The organism is Pseudomonas sp. GR 6-02 (assembly GCF_001655615.1).
GTDB lineage: Bacteria > Pseudomonadota > Gammaproteobacteria > Pseudomonadales > Pseudomonadaceae > Aquipseudomonas.
Window position 1 is genome coordinate 2,757,452 of the sequence record NZ_CP011567.1, and the last position, 17,865, is coordinate 2,775,316.

Here is a 17,865-nt window from a genome sequence, read left to right on the forward strand (position 1 = left end):
AAACATGCAAGACATCCAGCAGTTGTTGGACAAGGAAGACGCCACCGGCCTGGCCGCTTGGGTCAGGCGTGGTGAAGTGCAGCCCGTGGAGCTGGTCGACGCAGTGATCGAGCGACTGGAGCGGGTTGAACCGCAACTCAACGCAGTGGCCGAGCGGCTCTACGACAAGGCCCGCGAGGCAGCGCTCGAACCTCAGGTTCGGGACGGACTGTTTGCCGGTGTGCCGACCTTGATCAAGGACCTGTTCGCGCCGGTGCAGGGTGCCGCAATGACCAATGGTTCGCTGGCGCTGGGCGGGGCCCGCGCCGATTTCGAATCCGAGGTGGTGATCCGCCTGCGCCGCGCCGGTTGCCTGATCGTCGGCACCAGCACGGCACCGGAGTTCGGCACATCCTATTCCACCGAGTCGACACGTTTCGGCGCCACCCGCAATCCGTGGAACACCGAGCACAGCGCTGGCGGCTCCAGCGGCGGGGCGGCGGCCCTGGTGGCGGCGCGGGTAGTGCCGTTTGCCCATGGCAATGACGGCGGTGGTTCGTTGCGGGTGCCGGCGTCCTGCTGCGGAGTCTTTGGCCTCAAACCAAGCCGTGGCTTGCTGCCCTCCGGGCCAATGATAGGCGAGGGCTGGGCGGGCATGGGCACCAACCACTGCATCACCTTATCGGTACGTGACAGCGCGGCTTTGCTCGACGCCACGGCGGGAATCGATTTGGGTGCGCCCTATGCTGCGCCGCTGTCGGCGCAACCGTATGTGACTGCTGTACAACAGACTCCGCAGCCATTACGTATCGCCCTGGTGGAGCAGATCGGGTCTTGGCCGACTTCCACACAAAGCCTGGAGGCGGTGCGTCAGGCTGCGAGCCTGTGTGAGTCGCTGGGGCATCGGGTAGAACCCGCCCGGTTACCGGTGGTGCTGCCTGAGTTTCTTGACCAGGTGTTCACTATCATCGGTGCCAGCACGCGAAACTACGTCGACCTGTTGGGCCAATTGCGTGGTGCGCCTGTACAGCCCGAGGAGCTGGAAGCCCGTACGCGGATCATTCTGCGCGACAAGGGCGGGGTCAGTGGCGCGCAATACGCGGCAGCGGTGGAGTGGATTCATGCCCTGGGCCGGCAACTGGCGCTGTTCATGCAGGATTACGACCTGATCCTCAGCCCGACCCTGACCCGTGAACCGGTACCGATCGGCGAGCTGGACCTGCGGGACGACCGCTTGAGTCTCGATGAATTGATCGAGCGCTTCCACAGTTACTCGCCGTTTACCGCGTTGTTCAATGCCAGTGGGCAACCGGCAATGTCGGTACCGCTTCACTGGAGCCCGCAAGGCTTGCCCATGGGCGCGCACTTCGCAGGCCGCTTCGGCGAAGAGGCGACCTTGCTGAGCCTGGCCGCACAACTGGAGCAGGCTCAGCCCTGGCGGCAGCGCGTACCGCCGGTGAATGCGTGCCTGCGCACCGCGCCGTAACACGATTGGTAGCAGCTGCCGAGCCTGCGAGGCTGCGTTCGGCTGCGCAGCAGTCGTGAATCCGGCTGATGCGGTCTGCCAGACGTACCGCAAGTTCTGGTTTGACGACTGCTTCGCAGCCGAACGCAGCCTCGCAAGCTCGACAGCTGCTACGGCCGAACGCAGCCACGCAGGCTCGGCAGCTGCTACAAGGAGGGCGCCCCGGTCAGGTTTTATCCGCAATCGGGTTCGCCGTACGCAACGGCGGCTCGGCCGAGCGGGCAATCACGCTGATGATCGCCAGTGCTGCAATCAGCAGCCCGGGCGAGGTCGCCAGCAAAACTCCGGTGGTGCCGGCCCCGGCCGCCAGAATCTGCCCGGCGGCCAAGGGCCCGGCTACTGATCCGAGGCGACCGATCGCCACCGCAGCGCCGACGCCGGTGGCGCGCACCGAGGTCGGGTACGACGGCGGTGCCAGGGCGTACAGCACCAGCTGCGCGGCCATCACAAACAACCCGGCGGAAAAACCGGCGATGGCCATGGGGACGATGCCCACCGACAGGCCGACTCCAGCCAGCGCCGCCAGCAACCCGGCGTAGACAAACAGCACCACTTTGATGCCGTTGCAGCGATCCAGCAGCAGCCCGCCGAGCAGGGAACCGAGGGCGCCGCCGATGTTGAACAGCATCTGCACCAGGCCTGCCTGGGGTTTGCTGAAACCCTGTTCCAGCAACAGCGATGGCAGCCAGTTGAGCAGCATGTACATCACGGTCAGGGTGAAGAAGTAGCTCAGCCACAACGCCAGGGTGACGCGGGTCCGGTCTTCGCCGAACAGCGCCTGGCCGGTTGACGCGCGCGCCACGTTGACGCTGCCTTGTTGCTGGCGAAAGGCGCTGGACTCAGGCAGCAGCAGGACCATCAACGGCACCACCAGCAAGGGCACGAGACCACCGATGATGAAGGTCATCTGCCAATGCTCGGCAAACAGCATGGCGACCACCGCCGCCAGCGCGCCGCCCAACGGTACGCCGGCATACATGATGCTGATCGCGGTGCCGCGACGTTGCTCACCCACGGCTTCGGCACACAGCGCGATCAGGTTGGGCAGGGCGGCACCCAGGCCCAGGCCCGTCATGAAGCGCGCCAGCAGCAGGCCGGAAAAACTGCTGACATAGGCCGTGTTGAGGGAGAACACGCCGAACAGCAGCACCGCGCCGATGAGGATTTTCTTGCGGCCGATGCGATCGGCGATCCAGCCGCCGAAGAAGGCACCCGGCAGTAAACCGATGATGCCGGCGCTGAATACCCAACCCATCATTTTCGGGTCCAGGGCAAAGGTCTGGCGCAGGCCTGCGGCGGCAGTGCCAGCGGCTTGCAGGTCGAAGCCTTCGATCAGTGCAACGATAAAACACAGGGCGATGGTCAGCGTCGTGCGACGTGATGGGGTGTCCATGGCGAACCTCATTATTGTTTTTGTTGGGGCTTACGGGGGAACGCGAGCCTGATTGCTGTAGGCGATAGCAGGCTGAAATTAAGATTAACAAAGATAACTAAAAAATGAATGACCAAGGTTTTTTACTGAAAAATGCCATTAATTTCATTTAAATCAATGTGATGACATATGGTTGAAGATGTATTTAAAAAATAGATAATAATATTAATGTTCGATTATCGGTCATTGTGGATTGACGCCACCCTCAGGCGTTTCCATTCTCTGACCGGAGATCCTTGGGGCAACCCGACGATCCCGTTCAAAAAAACAACAACAATAAGTGGACATCGAACATGCCAAATCTCCCTCGGGACGCCCTCGTGGCGATCTCAACCTTACCTGTTCGCGCACGTCATCTGGCCCTGTTGGGTTTGAGTGTGATTGCCACTCCGGCGCTGGCCGAAGGCTTTATCGATGACAGTCACGGCACCTTGACCCTGCGCAATTACTACCTGGATCGGGACTACAAGGACGACGGGGCGAAGACCGCGGCCCGGGAATGGGCCCAGGGTTTTATCATGAATATGGAGTCGGGCTTTACTCCGGGGACTGTTGGTTTTGGCCTGGACGCTCGCGGCCTGATGGGCGTCAAGTTGGACTCGTCGCCGGACCGCAGCGGCACCGAGTTGTTGCCGGTGTCCGCCAGCGACAAGCGTGCGGCGGACGAGTATTCGCGCCTGGCCATGACCGCCAAGATGCGTTTTGCCCAGACCACGGTGAAGACCGGCGATGTGTCGATCTTCCTGCCGTTCGCTTTCGCCAGTCCGTCACGGCTGCTGCCACAGACGTTTCGTGGCACCACCCTCAGTTCAAAGGACATCGACGGGCTGACCTTCAACACTGGCTACATCGATCGCATCAACAAGCGCGATTCCACCAACTACCAGCCGATGAGCATCGCCTCGCCGAACCGGCGTTTCAACGGCGCGGCCACCTCATCGCACATGGCCTATGTCGGTGGCGATTACCAGGTGAACAAGGATCTGAGCCTGCGTGCCTATCACGCCGAAGTGGCGGATCTGTATCAGCAGAACACCCTGGCCTTGCTGCACACGCTGCAGGTAGGCGAGGGCACGTTGACCACTGACTTGCGCAGTTTTTTCAGCGACGAGGACGGCAGCGCCAAGGCCGGCAAGGTGGACAACCGCAACCTCTCGGCGTTGTTCGGTTATCGCTTTGGCGGCCATCGCCTGAGCCTGGGTTATATGCACTCCAGTGGTGACACCGCGACGCCTTATGTGTCGGGTACCGAGTTGATGGGCATGAGTGAGCTGACCATGAGCTCGGACTTTCTCAATGCCAAGGAGCGAACCTGGCAGGCGATCTACGACTATGACTTCGCCGCCGCCGGGGTGCCCGGCCTGAAGAGCCGGCTGCGTTATGTGCGCGGTGACCATATCGAACTGGCGGCGCTGAATGCCGATGACCGCAAGGAGCGGGAGTTCCAGATGGAGCTGGGGTATGTGATCCAGAGTGGGCCGCTGAAGAACGTCGGGCTGATGGCGCGCAAGTCGATCTATCGCAATGACTTCCCCACTGGCGCGGCGTTTCGCGATGAAAACCAGACCCGCTTTCTGGTGCTCTACACCGTGCCGATCTGGTAAGTCGTTTCAGGCCTGATAGACCTTCTTCAGCAACCTGAGCAGTTCTTCGCGTTCCTGACTGTCGAGGGCGGACGTGGCATCCATGTCGCTCTCGGCAGCGATCAGTTTCAGCTCCTTGAGCAGGGTTTCGCCGGTCTTGCTGAGAAAAATCCCGTAGGAGCGTTTGTCCGGTTTGCAGCGCACTCGCACCGCCAGCGCCCGGCTTTCCAGTTTGTTCAGCAGCGGCACCACTTGCGGTGGCTCGATGGCCAGTGCCTTGGCCAGGTCGGCCTGCATCAGCCCGGGGTTCTGGTCGATGATCGCCAGGGCCGAGAACTGCGCCGGGCGCAAGTCGTGGGCCGAGAGCCGGCCAATCAGGTTCTGGAACAGTTTCAGTTGCGCCCGGCGCATGGCGTAACCGATCAGGTCGTCGAGGGCTGCGTCCAGCGACGCCTGGGTTTCGGGGCTGTCGGCAGGCGCCTCGGGGGCGGCGGCAATCTTGGAAGACTTGGCCATTGCAGGGTGAATCCTCGGGCTGGCGGTTAAGAAGGCTATCTAGTTTGCCGAGATTGGCCGGGGATAGCCACGACCTCTTTCAGATTTCTAGGCGCTGCGCCCGTTTCAGGCACGAAAACAACTCGGTTAATTTTATTAATAGTTAATTGACATAACTATATTTGCGGTTTAGTTTTTACCCATCGTCAAGCCAAGAACAAGAGAGCATCGCCATGAGCAATTACGAAGGTCGCTGGACAACGGTCAAAGTGGAAATCGAGGAAGGCATCGCTTGGGTCATCCTCAACCGTCCGGAAAAACGCAACGCCATGAGCCCGACCCTGAACCGCGAGATGATCGACGTTCTGGAAACCCTGGAGCAGGATCCGGACGCCGGTGTCCTGGTGCTGACGGGGGCGGGCGAAGCCTGGACTGCAGGCATGGACCTCAAGGAATACTTCCGCGAAGTGGACGCCGGCCCGGAAATCCTTCAGGAAAAAATCCGCCGCGAAGCCTCTCAATGGCAATGGAAACTGCTGCGCATGTACGCCAAGCCGACCATCGCCATGGTCAACGGCTGGTGCTTCGGTGGCGGTTTCAGCCCGCTGGTGGCCTGCGATTTGGCGATCTGCGCCGATGAAGCGACTTTCGGCCTGTCGGAAATCAACTGGGGCATTCCGCCGGGCAACCTGGTGAGCAAGGCCATGGCCGACACCGTGGGCCATCGCCAGTCGCTGTACTACATCATGACCGGCAAGACCTTCGGCGGGCAGAAAGCCGCCGAGATGGGCCTGGTCAACGAGAGCGTGCCGCTGGCGCAACTGCGTGAGGTGACGATCGAACTGGCGCGTAACCTGCTGGAGAAAAACCCGGTGGTGCTGCGCGCAGCCAAGCATGGCTTCAAGCGTTGCCGCGAACTGACCTGGGAGCAGAACGAAGATTACCTGTACGCCAAGCTCGATCAGTCGCGTCTTCTGGACACCGAAGGTGGCCGCGAGCAGGGCATGAAGCAGTTCCTCGACGACAAGAGCATCAAGCCCGGTTTGCAGGCTTACAAACGCTGAGCCCTGGCGTTTAGAACAAGGCGAGCTGGCCGGGCGATCGAGCGTCCGCCAGCTGTTCGCCCCGGCGCCTCGGCGCTACTGTGAGCCCCTCGAACGTATTCCCGATAAAGACAATAAAGAGGAATCACCATGCTGGACGTGCCCCTGCTGATCGGCGGCCAGTCGTGCCCCGCCCGAGACGGTCGAACCTTCGAACGGCGTAATCCGGTGACCGGAGAAATCGTGTCGCGGGTTGCCGCCGCCACCCTGGAAGATGCCGACGCCGCCGTGGCTGCGGCCAAAGCGGCATTCCCCATCTGGGCGGCCCTGGCCCCCAATGAACGACGCACCCGGTTGTTGCGCGCCGCCGAGCAGTTGCAGGCCCGCAGCGCGGAATTCATCGCCGCCGCTGGCGAGACCGGCGCCATGGCCAACTGGTACGGCTTCAATGTGCATCTGGCGTCGAACATGCTGCGTGAAGCGGCATCCATGACCACCCAGATCACCGGCGAAGTCATTCCTTCGGATGTGCCCGGCAGCTTCGCCATGGCCCTGCGTCAACCGTGTGGCGTGGTGCTCGGCATCGCGCCGTGGAACGCCCCAGTCATCCTCGCCACCCGCGCCATCGCCATGCCGCTGGCCTGCGGCAACACCGTGGTGCTCAAGGCGTCGGAACTGAGCCCGGCGGTGCATAGGCTGATCGGCCAGGTGTTGCAGGACGCCGGCCTCGGTGACGGCGTGGTCAACGTCATCAGCAACGCGCCCCAGGATGCCGCGGCGATTGTCGAACGGTTGATCGCCAACCCGGCGGTGCGTCGGGTCAACTTCACCGGCTCGACCCATGTCGGGCGCATCGTTGGTGAACTGTCGGCGCGTCATCTCAAGCCGGCGTTGCTGGAACTGGGCGGCAAGGCGCCGTTCCTGGTGCTGGAAGATGCCGACCTGGATGCGGCAGTCGAGGCCGCAGCCTTCGGTGCCTTCTTCAACCAGGGACAGATCTGCATGTCCACCGAGCGCCTGATCGTCGATGCCAGGGTGGCCGATGCCTTTGTCGCCAAACTGGCGGCGAAGATCGCCACCTTGCCCGCCGGCAACCCCAATGCGGAAGGTTCGGTGCTGGGTTCCCTGGTGGACAGCAACGCCGGCGAACGGATCAAACTGATGATCGACGATGCTCTCGACAAGGGCGCAACCCTGGTCGCAGGTGGCCGGTTGGAGGGCAGTATTCTGCAGCCGACCTTGCTCGATAGCGTCACCGATGCCATGCGCCTGTACCGTGAAGAATCCTTTGGCCCGGTGGCGGTGGTGCTGCGCGGTGAGGGCGATGAAGAGCTGCTGCGTCTGGCCAATGATTCCGAGTTCGGCTTGTCGGCGGCGATCTTCAGTCGTGACACCGGTCGCGCGTTGGCCTTGGCCCAGCGAGTCGAGTCGGGCATCTGCCATATCAACGGCCCGACTGTGCACGACGAGGCACAGATGCCTTTCGGCGGGGTCAAGTCCAGCGGCTATGGCAGTTTTGGCGGCAAGGCGTCCATCGAGCACTTCACCCAATTGCGCTGGGTGACCTTGCAGAACGGACCGCGGCACTACCCGATCTGAGCAGCTGTCGCAGCGCCGGGCGATGCACGCTTGAGAGCGCTCGTCGCCCGCGTGCAGGCCAGATATAACAATAACAAGGCTGCCATGCCCCAGTTGACTGCTTCGCAGCGGACCGGTGGCGTGCCTTGATGGAGAACAAGCACGTGAGTTCCGAATTCAGATCGCCACCCCAGGCCGACGCCAGTGCGCCACGCTATCGCCAGGTATCCATCGGCTGTCCTGCGGTCGAGGTCAGCGAAGAGCAGGGCATATTGCATATGCGTTCCCTGGAACCCTTGGCCGAGTTGCCCTTACGCTTGCTCGATCGCCTGGTGCATTGGGCCCGGGTTCGCCCGCAACAGACCTTTGTCGCCGCTCGCGAGGACGGCGGCGACTGGCACCGGGTGAGTTACGCCGAGATGCTGACCAGCGTCCGCGCCATTGCCCAGAGCCTGCTGAGTTACGGCCTGTCGTCCGAGCGACCACTGGCGATCCTCTCGGGCAACGACATCGAGCATTTGCAGATGGCCCTGGGCGCGATGTACGCCGGCATTCCCTATAGCCCGATTTCCCCGGCCTATTCGTTGTTGTCCCAGGATTTCGCCAAGCTGCGGCATGTCTGCGACCTGCTGCAACCGGGGCTGGTGTTCGTCAGCGACGCCGCGACCTATCAGCGGGCGATTGAGGCGGTGCTGCCGGCCGATACGCCGCTGGTTACCGTGCATGGCCAAGTACCGGGCCGCCGTCAGGCGAGTTTTGCCAGCCTGCTGGAACGGCCCGGCGGTGCCGAGGCCGATTGCGCGTTCACGGCTACCGGGCCAGACAGCATCGCCAAATTCCTGTTTACCTCAGGCTCCACCAAACTGCCCAAGGCGGTGGTCACCACCCAGCGCATGCTCTGCGCCAACCAGCAGATGCTGTTGCAAACCTTCCCGGTGTTCGGCGAAGAACCTCCGGTGCTGGTGGACTGGCTGCCGTGGAATCACACCTTCGGTGGCAGCCACAACGTCGGTATTGTGCTGTACAACGGCGGCACTTTTTACCTGGACGACGGCAAGCCGACCGTTCAGGGTTTTGCTGAAACACTGCGCAACCTCAAGGAAATATCGCCCACCGCCTACCTGACCGTGCCCAAGGGCTGGGAAGAGCTGGTCAACGCTCTGGAGCAGGATGGCGAGTTGCGCGAGCGTTTCTTCTCGCGCATGAAGCTGTTCTTTTTCGCTGCCGCCGGTTTGTCGCAACGGGTTTGGGATCGCTTGGACCGGGTCGCTGAACAGCATTGTGGCGAACGCATTCGCATGATGGCCGGGCTTGGCATGACCGAGGCGTCGCCGTCCTGCACGTTCACCACCGGGCCATTGTCCATGGCCGGCTACATCGGCCTGCCGGCACCCGGTTGCGAAGTGCGGTTGGTGCCGGTGGACGGCAAGCTGGAAGGGCGTTTTCGCGGGCCACACATCATGCCGGGTTACTGGCGCGCGCCGCAGCAGACCGCCGAGGTGTTCGACGAACAGGGTTTCTACTGTTCTGGCGATGCGTTAAAGCTGGCTGACCCCCGTGATCCGCAACTTGGGCTGATGTTCGACGGGCGCATCGCCGAGGACTTCAAGCTCAGCTCCGGCGTGTTTGTCAGCGTCGGTCCGCTGCGCAATCGTGCGGTGCTCGAAGGTTCTCCTTATGTTCAGGACCTGGTGGTGGCCGCACCGGACCGCGAGTGCCTGGGGGCGCTGGTCTTTCCCCGGTTGTATGAATGCCGACGTCTGGCGGGTTTGGGTGCCCACGCCAGCGATGCCGAGATTCTGGCCAGCGCGCCGGTGCGTCAGTGGTTCAGCGATTGGCTGCAACGGCTCAACCGCGACGCCACCGGTAATGCCAGCCGCCTGGAATGGATCGCGCTGCTCGACGAACCTGCTTCCATCGACCGTGGTGAAATCACCGACAAGGGCTCGATCAATCAGCGTGCGGTGTTGCAGTGGCGTGCCGACAAGGTCGAGGCGCTGTATCGCGGTGAAGATCCTTCCATCCTGCGTGCCGGACCTCTGCCGTGAACGGTGCGGGGCAGTATTCGAGCTTTAGCGATGTGGCGATTTTCGAAGCCCTGCGCACGCCTTGGGTCGACCTTGGCGGGGACTTGGCTCAGGTCTCGCCGATCGATCTGGGGATCAAGGTCGGGCGCGAGGTATTGGCCCGCGCCGCTCTCGATCCGTCCTCGGTGGACAGCGTGCTCGCCGGCTCCGTGGCTCAGGCCAGTTTCGATGCTTACCTGCTGCCTCGACATATCGGCCTTTACAGTGGTGTGCCGCAAGAGACTCCGGCGCTGGGGGTGCAGCGCATCTGCGCCACCGGTTTCGAACTCTTGCGGCAGGCCGCCAGGCAGCTGGATGACGGCGTGCAGCTGGCCCTGTGTGTGGCAGCCGAATCGATGTCACGCAACCCGATTGCCGCTTACACCCACCGCAGCGGTTTCCGGCTCGGCGCCGAGGTGGCGTTCAAGGACTTTCTGTGGGAAGCCCTCTACGACCCGGCCCCAGGCGTAGACATGATCACCACCGCCGACAACCTGGCCCGGCGGCATGGCTTGAGCCGCGACGAAGTGGATCGCTACGCTCTGTGCAGTCATCAACTGGCATTGCAGGCGCAAGCCGACGGCTGGTTCGAGCCGGAACTGGTAGCGATTGGTAATGAGCGTTTTGAGTTGGCCGGCTATCAGCCACGCAATATTCAGTTGCCACGGGGCGTGGACCGCGTAACGCACGATAGCCACCCGCGACCTACCGACCTGAGCGCTTTGGGCCGGTTGCAGTCGGTGCATGCCGGCGGTGTGCAAACGGCCGGCAACAGTTGCGCGGTGGTCGATGGTGCGGCGGCCGCGCTGGTGGGGCGAGCCTCTGCGGCTCGGCGTCCGGTGTTGGCCCATTTGCTGGCCAGTGCCGTGGTGGGGGTGGCACCGGAGTTCATGGGCATCGGCCCGGCGCCGGCGATCCAGTTGCTGCTGCAACGCAGCGGCCTGGCCATTGACGACATCGGCTTGTTGGAAATCAACGAAGCCCAGGCGGCACAGGTGCTGGCCGTGGCGCAGGTGCTTGAACTGGACGGCGACCGCCTCAACCGGCGGGGCGGCTCCATCGCCCTGGGGCATCCCTTGGCCGCCAGCGGGTTGCGTCTGGTGCTGACCCTGGCCAGGCAACTGCGCGAGGGCAATCTGCGTTATGGCATTGCCGCCGCGTGTGTTGGCGGAGGACAGGGTATGGCGCTGCTGATCGAGAATCCTGCCTATCAAGGCTGAACACCGCGACCTCTGCCCAAACCTGGCGTCTCTCTCTTGCGTTACTATGCAGGCCCACCTTTCTGGAAGTTGCCTGGATGAGTAAGCCCGGTCAAACGGTGTTGGTCGCATTGCGCAAGATGATCGCCTCGGGCGAACTGGCGGCGGGCGAGCGGTTGATGGAAATCCCCACGGCGCAGCTGTTCGGTGTTTCGCGGATGCCGGTGCGCATGGCGTTCCGCACGCTGGAGCAGGAAGGCTTGCTGGTGCGTTTTGGCGGGCGCGGGTTTCAGGTGCGTTCGGTCAGCCCCGATGACATTGCCGGTGCGGTCGAAGTACGGGGCGTACTCGAAGGCCTGGCGGCGCGTCAGACCGCCGAGCGCGGGCTCTCGGACAAAGCCCGGGCGACCCTCGAACAGTGCCTGATGCAGGGTGATCAGCTGTTCGATAAAGGGTACGTGACCATAGAAGACCTGGAGGTCTATCACGACCTCAACATGCGTTTTCACCAGGTGATCGTCGAGGGAAGCCACAACCCGGCGATCGCCGATGCCCTGGCGCGCAACGATCATTTGCCCTTCGCTTCGGTGACCGCCCTGGCCGTGGACCGCAACGACATGGTCCGGGAATACCGACGCTTCAACTATGCCCACATGCAACACCATTCGGTGTTCGATGCCTTGGTCAACCGCCAGGGCGCGCGTGCCGAAGCGATCATGCGCGAACACGCCAACGCCACGTTGCGCTACGCCGAGGTCTTCGGCTCAGCGACGGCCGAGGAGCGGATGAAGGTCATTCTCCGCTCGGAATAAGCGCGGTTTATCAGATATCCAGCACCAGCAGCGGCGTTTTCGAGCGCGAGCAGCAAGGGGTGAACTGGTCGTTGCAGGCCTGTTCATCCTCGGTGAGGAACAGGTCGCGATGCTCCGGCACCCCCTCCAGAACCCGAGTCAGGCAAGTGCCACAAATGCCTTGTTCACAGGAAATGGCGATTTCGATGCCGTGGTCTTGCAGTACTTGCACCACGCTCTTGTCGGCCGGCACCTCAAAGACCTGACCGCTACTGGCGACCTTGATCGAGAAACTGCCATCGGCGCCAGTGTCGACGGGCGCGGCGGCGAAGTACTCGCGGTGCAGGTATTGTTCCTGCCAGCCCTGCTTCCTGGCCGTGTCCAACACGTGCTGCATGAAGCCACCGGGGCCACACACATATAAATGAACGTCGCTCTGCGGCGTGGCCAGAACCTTGGCCGCGTCCAGCACGGTGTCGGGTTCCTGATCGAAATGCAGGAACACCCGGTCGGCAAAAGGCGAGCGTTGCAGGCGTTCGACAAAGGCTGCACGGTCCCGTGATCGGGCACAGTAATGCAGCTCGAAATCCGCGCCACTGTGTGCCAGGCGTTCGGCCATGCACAGGATCGGCGTGATCCCGATACCACCAGCGAACAGCAGGCTGCGCCTGGCCTCATGGACCAACGGGAACAGGTTGCGCGGTTCACTGATCGGCAGGCGGGTGCCGGGGTGGATCTGCTCGTGCATGGCCAGTGAACCACCGCGGGAGGTCGGGTCCTTGAGAACGCCGATCAGGTAGCGATGGCGTTCTTCGGGGTGGTTGCACAGGGAGTATTGCCGGATCAAGCCGCCGGGCAGGTGCACATCGATATGCGCACCGGCGCTGAAGGCCGGCAGCGGTCGGTCATCGACACTGGCCAGCTCATAGCTGCAGATGTCGTGGGCTTCGTTGTTGCGCGATACCACCAGCACTTCGATCATGCCATTGACTCCTGCGGGGCTTGCTCCTTGGCGATCAATCGCTCCAGAACGCGACGTGACTGCACGCCGCCAGCGTCGATATTGAGCTTGAGCAAGCTGCGCGCGGGATGGCTGAGCAGGTTCTGTTGCTGGCGTTCGAGCATCTGCAGGTCCTCGCTGAAAATCTTGCCCTGGCCCTCGCGGATGCTCGCGGTCAAGGCTTCATCCTGCGGATTGAAATTGCGCGCCATGCCCCAGAAGTACCAGATCGAGGTCTCGGTTTCCGGCGTGATGAAATCGACGACGATGCTCGACGCCTTGAACTGCTGGGGAGCGTGATAACCGCCATGGCCGGCATGGGCCACGCCGACTTCGATCAGCACATGGCTGGGCGGGGTGAAGCGGCAGATCTGCCAGCGGTCCACCGGCACATCGTCGGCCAGGTTGTTGCCACGCAGGGCCATGCGCCAGAAGGGCGGGGCCATAATGTTTTCCATGTGGCGGGCGGTGACCACCTCGTCGCCGTCGACCGTGGTCACGGGCGGCGCTTCGTCGATTTCCTTTTGGCCAATGCTGGACGCGTGAACGTAGGTTTCATGAGTCAGGTCCATCAGGTTGTCGATCATCAGGCGGTAGTCGCACTGGATGTGGAACAGGCCGCCGCCATAGGCCCACTCGTCACTGACCGCCCATTCCAGATGATGGATCAGCGCCGGGTCGGCCAACGCCTGATCGCCGGGCCAGACCCAAATAAAGCCGTAGCGCTCGACCACGGCAAAGGTCTTGTTGCACGGGAAGCCGCGAACCCGCTGCCCGGGCATTTCCACAGTCTTGCCGTCGCACCCCATCACCAGGCCGTGATAGCCGCACACCAGATTGCCGTTTTCCACATAGCCCAAGGACAGCGGCGCGCCGCGATGAGGGCAGAAGTCCTCGACAGCCGCCACCTTACCCTCGTGGCCGCGGTAAAAAACCATCTTTTCACCGCAGATCTGACGGCCCAATGGCTTGCCAGCGATTTCATCGGGCGTGCAGGCGACGTACCAGGTGTTCTTGGGGTACATGGAGATTCTCCAAGGTTGTTTGTTGTTATTTAGTGGATCCATTAATGGTGATTTATTGAGGTTTTGTCAAACTGATTCTGTTTATTAACGATTTAGTGGATCCACTGGTGACTTTGGAATCCTCCGAATCAATAGCGGATCATCACGGATTTCAGCTCCGTGTAGTCGTCGATAAACGCGCCGCCGAATTCACGGCCGATGCCTGAAGACTTGATGCCGCCGAACGGTACTGCCGGGTCGAGGAGGGTGTGCATGTTCACCCAGACGGTGCCGGCTTCGATGCTCGGGATCATGCGCATGGCTTTGGACAAATCGTTGGTCCACAGGCTCGCGCTCAGGCCGTACGGTGTGTTGTTCATCAGTTCGAGCAGCTCGTCTTCGGTGTCGTAGGGGTAGAAGGTGGCGACCGGGCCGAAGGTTTCTTCGTTGAGCAGGGAGTCGTTGACGGTGTTGGCGAGGATCACCGTCGGTTCGACATAACAGCCGGGGCGGTCGATCAGGTTGCCACCGCAGATGATGGTGTTGTTTTCAGCACGGGCCTTGTCGAAAAACGCGCCGAGCTTGAGTTGATGCTGGCGGTTGGTCACCGGGCCGAATTCGGTGCGCTCGTCCAGGGGCGAGCCGATGTTCAGCGTGCTCAAACGTTGGGCCAGTTTGTCCATGATTGGCTCGATCTGTGAGCGATGGGCGAAGAACCGTTCGGCAGCGGCACAGATTTGCCCGGAATGCAGGAAGCCAGCTTCGATGATGCCGTTGACCGCTTTATCCAGATCGACGTCGCGCAGGAACCCCGCCGAGTTTTTACCGCCCAGCTCCAGGGTGGCGCGGGTCAGGCCAGCACCCATGGCGCTCTGACCGACGGCAATGCCGGTCGGCACCGAGCCGGTGAACGACACCTTGTCGGTGCCCGGGTGTTCGATCAGCCCTTTGCCAACCAGCCCGCCCCCTGTCAGTACGTTCAGTGCGCCGGCCGGGAGACCGGCTTCAATGGCCAGTTCGGCGATCCGCAGGATGGTCAGCGGGGTGAACTCACTGGGTTTGATGATGATGCTGCAACCGGTCACCAGTGCCGAGGCGAGTTTCCAGATAGCGATCATGGTGGAGAAGTTCCACGGCACGATGCCGACCACCACCCCGACGGGTTGGCGCAAGGTATAGGCGGTATAGCGTTCGCCGGCGAAGGAGGGCAATGACGGGGTGATGGTCTGGCCGCTGATCTTGGTCGCCCAGCCAGCGTAGTAACGCAGAAAGTGAGCGGCCTGATCGACTTCGAAAGCCCTGGAAATCTGGATGATCTTGCCCGATTGGCAGGTTTCGATCTGTGCCAGTTCTTCGCGGTTGCGCTCCAGCAAGTCCGCCAGTTTCAGCAGCACATTGCCCCGCGTCGCCGGTGTGGCCTGGGACCATTGTTTGAAGCCACGTTTGGCCGATTCCACCGCCGCGTCGATATCGGCTGGATCGGCATTGGCGACCTGGGCAATGACCTTGCCAGTGGCAGGGTTGATCACTTCCAGTGTCTGGCTGGAACGGCTCTGGACGTAGCCGCCGTCGATAAACAATGCATGGCTTCGACGGAGGAAGGCTTCAACTTGAGGCAGCAGCGCAATATCGCTCATGGGGGTTTTCCTGATCGCGAACAAGAGAAAAACCCGAGGTTAATCCGTGGGGGCATGCGTGGCTTGACTGTGCCTGCCGTGCTACATGCCCGTGGGTGCCAGAACGGCTTCAAGTGTGGGCAGAATGATTGGATCGTTGCCTTTGAAAAGTACAATCTTGGCTCTGGAAGGTGCATTTTCTACCGCGATGGCGGGTTCCATACTGGCCCTGTATCCGCTGCCGTGCCTCGATTCGGGGCGCCGGCCGGACATCCAATAATAAGCAGGGCCGTCCATGAAAAAGCCAAACCCGCTCCTCGAAGACCTCAAATCCATTCTGCCGACCATCGCTGCCAATGCCTTTGAGGCCGAGCAGGACCGCAAGGTCCCCGACGAGAACATTGCGCTGCTCAAAAGCATCGGCATGCACCGTGCCTTTCAGCCGAAGCAGTTCGGCGGGATGGAAATATCGCTGCCGCAATTTGCCGACTGCATTGCCTTGCTCGCCGGCGCTTGTGCCAGCACGGCATGGGCCATGAGTCTGCTGTGTACTCACAGCCATCAACTGGCGATGTTCCCGGCCAAATTGCAGCAGGAAGTCTGGGGCACCAACCCGGATGCCACCGCCAGCAGCAGCATCGCGCCTTTCGGCCGTACCGAAGAGACCGAAGGCGGTGTGCTGTTCAGCGGTGAAATGGGCTGGAGCAGCGGCTGCGACCATGCCGAGTGGGCGATTGTCGGTTTCCGTCGCAAGAATGCCGAGGGGACCCAGGATTACTGTTTCGCGGTGCTGCCGCGCAGCGACTATCAGATCCGTGACGACTGGTTCGCCGCTGGCATGAAAGGCAGTGGCACCAAGACCTTGATCATCGACAATGTGCTGGTACCGGAACATCGCATCCAGAAAGCCAAGGACATGATGGAGGGCAAGTCCGCGGGTTTCGGTCTGTACCCGGACAGCAAGATCTTCTACTCGCCATACCGTCCTTACTTTGCCAGCGGTTTCTCCACCGTGAGCCTGGGTGTCGCCGAGCGCATGCTCGAGGTGTTCCGTGAAAAAACCAAAACCCGCGTGCGTGCCTACACCGGTGCGGCGGTCGGTGCCGCGACCCCGGCATTGATGCGCCTGGCCGAGTCGACCCATCAGGTTGCAGCGGCCCGGGCCTTTCTCGAAAAGACCTGGCAGGAGCATGCCGAGCACAGCGAACGACATGAATACCCAAGCCGCGAAACCCTGGCGTTCTGGCGCACCAACCAGGCCTACGCCACCAAGATGTGCATTCAGGCAGTGGACCGGTTGTTCGAGGCCGCCGGCGGCAATGCCTGGTTCGAGCATAACGAGATGCAACGCCTGTTCCGCGACTCGCACATGACCGGGGCCCATGCCTACACCGACTACGACGTCTGCGCGCAGATCCTCGGCCGCGAGCTGATGGGTCTGGAGCCCGACCCGAGCATGATCTGAACCAGATCGTCACCGCGTCCCCATAACAACAATCAGGACTGCTCCTGAAAGCAGTCCGGGAGTCTTGCATGTCTGATAACAGCGTTTGTGCAGCTACTGAAACGACCTTCGACCCACGGGCTTTTCGCCGGGCGCTGGGCAATTTCGCCACCGGGGTGACGGTGGTGACTGCCGCCAGCGCATCCGGGCGCAAAGTCGGGGTGACCGCCAACAGCTTCAACTCGGTATCCCTCGATCCGCCGCTGGTGCTGTGGAGCATCGACAAGCGTTCCAACAGCCACGAGGTGTTCGAGCAGGCCAGCCATTTCGCGGTCAACGTGTTGGCGGCGGACCAGATTGACCTTTCCAATAATTTCGCCCGGCCCAAGGAAGATCGTTTCGCCGAGATCGAGTTCGAACCGGGCGAGGGCGGGGCACCGGTGTTCGCCGATTGCTCGGCGCGTTTTCACTGCGAGAAGTACCAGCAGGTGGATGGCGGCGATCACTGGATCATGATCGGCAAGGTGGTGGCGTTCGATGATTTCGGTCGCTCGCCCTTGCTCTATCACCAGGGCGCCTATTCCATGGTCTTGCCCCATACCCGCATGACTAAACGCGATGAAAGCCAGCCGCCGAGCAGCCATTTTCAGGGGCGCCTCAGCCATAATCTGTATTACCTGATGACCCAGGCGGTGCGGGCCTACCAGTCCAGCTACCAGCCACGGCAACTGTCCACCGGCCTGCGCACCAGCGAGGCGCGCATGCTGATGGTGCTGGAAAGTGACGCAAGGCTGAACCCCAACGATCTATTGCGTGAGGTGGCGATGCCTGTTCGGGAAATCGATGAGGCCGTCGCCAACCTCAAACGCAAGGGGTTGGTGAACGACGATGACAACGGTGTACGTCTGACGGCTGCCGGTATCGAGCAGACCGAAGACCTTTGGGCGATCGCTCAGGCGCAACAAGAGAAAGTCTTTGCCGAATTCAGCGAGACGCAGATAGAAACGTTCAAAACCGTGTTGAAACGACTGATCAGCAACTGCTGACCGTTTGATCTTGGGGTAGAAAAATCCGATGCCGGTAATGGCATCGGATTTTTTTTGCGTCACG

General features: G+C 61.8%; 14 protein-coding genes. 9 read left to right on the plus strand and 5 right to left on the minus strand.

From position 1 onward, the window contains the following. Positions 1–4 precede the first annotated feature (4 nt). Positions 5–1,465 (plus strand): amidase, encoded by a 1,461-nt coding sequence (locus tag PGR6_RS12345; RefSeq protein WP_064617344.1) that lies wholly within the window; start codon positions 5–7, stop codon positions 1,463–1,465. A 205-nt stretch (positions 1,466–1,670) separates the two neighbouring features. Here PGR6_RS12345 and mhpT read toward each other — a convergent pair whose 3' ends face one another. After that, complete coding sequence (mhpT, locus tag PGR6_RS12350; protein WP_018927888.1) at positions 1,671–2,897, minus strand: 3-(3-hydroxy-phenyl)propionate transporter MhpT; 1,227 nt, start codon at positions 2,895–2,897, stop codon at positions 1,671–1,673. A 332-nt stretch (positions 2,898–3,229) separates the two neighbouring features. Here mhpT and PGR6_RS12355 point away from each other — a divergent pair, with 332 nt between their 5' ends. After that, the gene (locus PGR6_RS12355; RefSeq protein ID WP_019649001.1) at positions 3,230–4,540 is read left to right on the plus strand and encodes an OprD family porin; all 1,311 of its coding nucleotides are present in this window, start codon (positions 3,230–3,232) and stop codon (positions 4,538–4,540) included. A 6-nt stretch (positions 4,541–4,546) separates the two neighbouring features. Here the strand turns inward: PGR6_RS12355 and PGR6_RS12360 are convergent, their stop codons facing one another. Then, complete coding sequence (locus tag PGR6_RS12360; RefSeq protein WP_018927890.1) at positions 4,547–5,035, minus strand: MarR family winged helix-turn-helix transcriptional regulator; 489 nt, start codon at positions 5,033–5,035, stop codon at positions 4,547–4,549. Positions 5,036–5,247: 212 nt separating this feature from the next. On the opposite strand from PGR6_RS12360, the gene PGR6_RS12365 reads away from it, so the two are divergent. From PGR6_RS12365 to PGR6_RS12385, 5 genes are all read left to right on the plus strand, one after another. Next, complete coding sequence (locus PGR6_RS12365) at positions 5,248–6,078, plus strand: p-hydroxycinnamoyl CoA hydratase/lyase (protein ID WP_007895816.1); 831 nt, start codon at positions 5,248–5,250, stop codon at positions 6,076–6,078. A gap of 129 nt (positions 6,079–6,207) precedes the next feature. Continuing rightward, a complete protein-coding gene (locus PGR6_RS12370; protein WP_064617346.1) occupies positions 6,208–7,656 on the plus strand; it encodes an aldehyde dehydrogenase in 1,449 nt (482 codons plus the stop codon). A 143-nt stretch (positions 7,657–7,799) separates the two neighbouring features. Beyond that, positions 7,800–9,683, plus strand: coding sequence for a feruloyl-CoA synthase (locus tag PGR6_RS12375; protein ID WP_064621249.1), 1,884 nt, complete (start codon positions 7,800–7,802; stop codon positions 9,681–9,683). Next, positions 9,680–10,921, plus strand: a complete 1,242-nt coding sequence (locus PGR6_RS12380; protein ID WP_064617348.1) for a thiolase family protein — start codon at positions 9,680–9,682, stop codon at positions 10,919–10,921. Before PGR6_RS12375 ends, PGR6_RS12380 begins: the two co-directional genes overlap by 4 nt. Before the next feature lie 77 nt (positions 10,922–10,998). Further along, positions 10,999–11,712: a GntR family transcriptional regulator gene (locus PGR6_RS12385; RefSeq protein ID WP_064617350.1), complete on the plus strand. Its 714-nt coding sequence runs from the start codon at positions 10,999–11,001 to the stop codon at positions 11,710–11,712. 10 nt (positions 11,713–11,722) lie between these two features. Here the strand turns inward: PGR6_RS12385 and PGR6_RS12390 are convergent, their stop codons facing one another. The 3 genes from PGR6_RS12390 to PGR6_RS12400 form a co-directional block, all read right to left on the minus strand. Continuing rightward, positions 11,723–12,673 (minus strand): PDR/VanB family oxidoreductase, encoded by a 951-nt coding sequence (locus tag PGR6_RS12390; protein WP_064617352.1) that lies wholly within the window; start codon positions 12,671–12,673, stop codon positions 11,723–11,725. After that, positions 12,670–13,716, minus strand: a complete 1,047-nt coding sequence (locus tag PGR6_RS12395; RefSeq protein ID WP_064617354.1) for an aromatic ring-hydroxylating oxygenase subunit alpha — start codon at positions 13,714–13,716, stop codon at positions 12,670–12,672. The genes PGR6_RS12390 and PGR6_RS12395 overlap by 4 nt, the downstream gene beginning before the upstream one ends. 128 nt (positions 13,717–13,844) lie before the next feature. Next, positions 13,845–15,332, minus strand: a complete 1,488-nt coding sequence (locus tag PGR6_RS12400) for an aldehyde dehydrogenase family protein (protein WP_018927897.1) — start codon at positions 15,330–15,332, stop codon at positions 13,845–13,847. A 274-nt stretch (positions 15,333–15,606) separates the two neighbouring features. On the opposite strand from PGR6_RS12400, the gene PGR6_RS12410 reads away from it, so the two are divergent. Both PGR6_RS12410 and PGR6_RS12415 read left to right on the plus strand, forming a co-directional pair. Continuing rightward, entirely contained in the window at positions 15,607–16,776 is a 1,170-nt protein-coding gene (locus PGR6_RS12410; RefSeq protein ID WP_064617358.1) for a p-hydroxyphenylacetate 3-hydroxylase oxygenase component, read from the plus strand. A 68-nt stretch (positions 16,777–16,844) separates the two neighbouring features. After that, positions 16,845–17,801, plus strand: coding sequence for a p-hydroxyphenylacetate 3-hydroxylase reductase component (locus PGR6_RS12415; protein ID WP_018927899.1), 957 nt, complete (start codon positions 16,845–16,847; stop codon positions 17,799–17,801). The last annotated feature ends 64 nt before the right edge of the window (positions 17,802–17,865 follow it).